Below are 3,553 nucleotides of genomic sequence, written 5' to 3'. Positions count from 1 at the left end.
AGGAATCGCGCATCAAGACGCGCTGGTTTGTGGCCGATAGTACCGGCGAAGCGATCCGGGTGACGGTACGCAAGTACAACCCTTATTTCTCGATCGACAGTTCGGAATACTGGCAGCGCGTGGTGGAAGGGCTCAGTGAAGAAAACGACCTGGCCGTGGCGTCGCTGGAACGATTTTCGAAAGACGGGGAGGAAGGTATGCTGCTGCGGATGCGCGACTCCAATTCTTCGCGGCAGATCCTGCATAAAGTGATCGTCAGCCACCACATGCGTTACCTGTTGACATCGCTTACGGATTCGGCTGCGGGGCCGTCGGATTTCGTGAAGGGATTTTTTGAGACGTTTCGTCCTGCCGCGGACCCGATGGACAGCACGATGCTTTTCTCGCCCCAGGGTACGGCGCTGATCCGTAATTTCCATGCGGCCGACAGCGCGGTGCGGGCATCGGCCCGGATGTCTGTAGGCATTGCTGATTTCAGGGACGCGGATGCACCGGGGATCATCAGGCTGATAAAAGGATGGAGCGCGAAGGAGAAGGATTATCTGTCCGTAAAATCGAGCCTGCTGGGCAGCCTGGGAACGCTGCACCATCCGGATGTTTTGCCGTATCTGAAGAGCGCGTACCTCGCGGCGGAAGACACTTCGCTTTTGCAGCAGGCCGTAGCGCGGGCGCTCCTCATGCAGAAAACCACCGCATCCAACACGCTCTTCAAGGAACTGGTGCTGACCGACATCCCGATCCTCAGCCACGCCGACCGCATCTACGACTGGTTCTTCCCTATGTACGACACGCTGCAACTCAGCCCGGGGCTGTTTCCCGAGCTGCTGCAACTGACGGCGCTATCCGAATACAAAAGCAATATTTACCGTTTCATGGCGAAGGCGGCAGACAGCAATGCCCTGGCGCCCGCGCTGTACGAAGACCATATCGGCCAGATCGCATTCGATGCGCGCGGGGCCTTGCAGGCGCTGGTGAGCGAATCGCAGGAGCAGGACGAAGACCCCGAGGGCGGACAGGGCTTTGAGCCGGCAGACGATGAAATCGAACAGTTCGCCGTACTGCTGCTGCCTTTCCGGGAAAAGAACCGGAACGCCGCCCGCTTCTTCAACAGCCTTGAAAAGCTGCGGCAGCCCGCACAACAGATCAGCCTCATTTCGCTGTATTTGCGCCGGGGCGTAACGGTGAAAGACAGTCTGCTCGAAGCCATCGCCTCCCAGGATCTTTACCGTGCCCGGCTATGGGCTGAACTGGAATCGATTGGAAAATCCGCACGTTTCCCGGAAAGTTACCGCAAGCAGGAATTGCTGGCCCGGAGCGCGCTGGTGGCGGCTCCGGCATTGGACAACCGCCTGGATTCCATCGTTTATCTCGGCAAACAGGCTACTACATTCCGACTGAAGAAAGGCACGATTTACTTCTACAAATGCCGCATCAGGAACCTCGATGAGTGGTTCCTCGCGGTGAGCGGCCTGCAACCTGAAAATGCAGCACAGGTGGGCAGTTCCATTGCGTTGCTGGAAGTGGCGGACAAGCCAATGAACAACAAGGAATCCGTGGTTTTACAGCAGGAGAAATTATTGCGGAAAGCGCGGTATAAATCGAGGATGCGGGCGATGTACGAAGATTAACAATTGCTGAAACGATATGATTCTGGGGAATCCGCGGCCGCGGGTTCCCTTCTTATTTTCAGGAAGCGCCGGTGGATTGCAGCGCGCGGAGGATGCCTTCTTTTTCCGCGCCTGTTTTTGCGAGCTCGTAAGCGCGGCGATAGCAGGAAGCAGCCTTCGCGGGATCGGTGTGCCGGGTCAGTTCTCCCAGCAGCAGCCAGTAAAAATGATTTTCCGTCAGCTGCAGTTTTTCGGCTTCCGCCAGCGCGATGCCGGCACCGTGAGCTTTGTAAAGCGCGAACGTGCGGTTGAGGGCGGCGGCGGGCGAATAATGGAGGATGAGCAGTTCGTTGTATAGGGCCAGGATTTCCTCCCATTTTTCGGGCGTGTCTTTTTTCTCGCAATGCAGGAAAGCGATCCGGGCTTCGAGGTGATAGGTGCTGAGCACGTTGCCCGTGGCCGACAGTCCCAGGAAGTTCATCCCTTGTGCGATGAGCTCGCGGTCCCAGAGGGTTTCGTCCTGCTCTTCGTAGAGCACGATGGTTTCCGTTCCCGGTTGCCGCGCTTCGAAGCGGGAAGCGTGGAAGCACATGAGCGCCAGCAGGGCAAAGGTGCGCGGTTGCGCGGTGGCGGGGAATGCTGTGAGGAGGAGGCCCAGGCGCATCGCTTCCAGGCAGAAGTCTTTTTGCAGGATAACGTCCTGCGTACGGCTGTAGTAGCCTTCGTTGAAGAGCAGGTAGATGATGTGGAGCACATTATCCAGCCGGGCATCGAGCATATTTTCCGGCGGCAGCTCCATCCGGATATTTTCTGTGCGGAGCTTTTCTTTCGCGCGGAAGAGCCTTTTGTTGATGGTTTCCTTGTTGGTGAGGAATGCTTCAGCTATTTCGTCGATGCCGAATCCGCAGAGGATGCGCAGCGCCAGTCCTATCTGCGATTCGCTGGCGATGGCGGGGTTGCAGATGGCGAAGATCATCCGCAGCTGGCTGTCCTGGATATTTTGCGCGGAGAAGTCGAGGTCGGTTTCGGGTTCTGCCGTTTCCATGCCGGCTTTCACGGCCGGGAGCACTTTTTGCTGCCAGGTTTCGCCCCGCCGGAAATAAGTCAGCGTTTTATGTTTCGCCACCACGTACAGCCATGCGGCCGGGTTCTCCGGCATGCCTTTCTCCGCCCAGTTCTCCGCCGCCGCCAGGAACGTATCGCCGACGATGTCTTCCGCCGTTTCGATATGTTCCAACCCGAATTGACGGCTGATCACCGCCACCATTTTCGTAAACTCCTGCTGAAACAGCTGGTCAATGGTTGCCCGCGCTTTACTCATAACTGCAAAATAAAACGGTCCGCCCGGATTCGGGGCGAACCGTATGCTGAAATATCTATCCCACTACCTGCCTGATCTCCACGCTGCCACCGGCTTCGATGGCGGGGCATCCGTGCGCGAGGGTGGTTGCTTCTTCGAGGTCTTCCGCACGGATCACCGTGAGGCCGCCCAGGCGTTCGCGGATTTCCACGAAAGGCCCGTCTGTAACCACGCCACCGGCTTTCAGTACCCGGCCCTGATTGGGAACCAGGCGTGTTGGCGGCATCACCAGCTTACCCTGCGCGGCGATCCCACCCAGCCAATCCTGCCACTTCTTTACAAGCGCAGCCTGCTCGGCTTCGGGTAATTGGAGATGATCATATGAAGGTTGACGGAATAACAATGCAAAGTCTTTCATAAACTTGATTTTATAGAATGCTTGAAATTAAATAATTAATAGTTCATACCGCCGCTTTGGGATTAAACATCCCTGGCACATAGTTCCCGCCCGTGATCCGGAAGGCGATGTTGAAACGGTTGTAGCTGTTGATGACCATCGTGGCGAAAGTCAGTTCGGTGAGCTCTTCTCCCGAGAAAATTTCAGTCGCCTGTTCGTATACATCATCCGGCACTTCGCGGTTGTTCA

General features: G+C 56.7%; 3 protein-coding genes and 1 pseudogene. 1 reads left to right on the top strand and 3 read right to left on the bottom strand.

The window, feature by feature from the left end; genetic code table 11:
* Window positions 1–1,628, top strand: a 1,628-nt coding sequence (locus Q0510_RS15390) for a hypothetical protein (protein ID WP_298713612.1), incomplete at its 5' end; no start/stop codon positions are given.
* 58 nt (window positions 1,629–1,686) lie between these two features.
* On the opposite strand, the gene Q0510_RS15385 is transcribed toward Q0510_RS15390, so the two are convergent.
* The 3 genes and pseudogenes from Q0510_RS15385 to Q0510_RS15375 all read right to left on the bottom strand — a co-directional run.
* Window positions 1,687–2,928, bottom strand: a complete 1,242-nt coding sequence (locus Q0510_RS15385; protein ID WP_298713609.1) for a DUF6596 domain-containing protein — start codon at window positions 2,926–2,928, stop codon at window positions 1,687–1,689.
* 55 nt (window positions 2,929–2,983) lie between these two features.
* Window positions 2,984–3,325, bottom strand: coding sequence for a YciI family protein (locus Q0510_RS15380; protein ID WP_298713607.1), 342 nt, complete (start codon window positions 3,323–3,325; stop codon window positions 2,984–2,986).
* A gap of 43 nt (window positions 3,326–3,368) precedes the next feature.
* Window positions 3,369–3,553, bottom strand: a pseudogene (locus tag Q0510_RS15375) (carboxymuconolactone decarboxylase family protein); the annotation flags it as partial.

This window comes from uncultured Chitinophaga sp. (assembly GCF_937874145.1).
Lineage (GTDB): Bacteria > Bacteroidota > Bacteroidia > Chitinophagales > Chitinophagaceae > Chitinophaga.
This window is presented reverse-complemented; position numbering and strand designations above follow the sequence as displayed.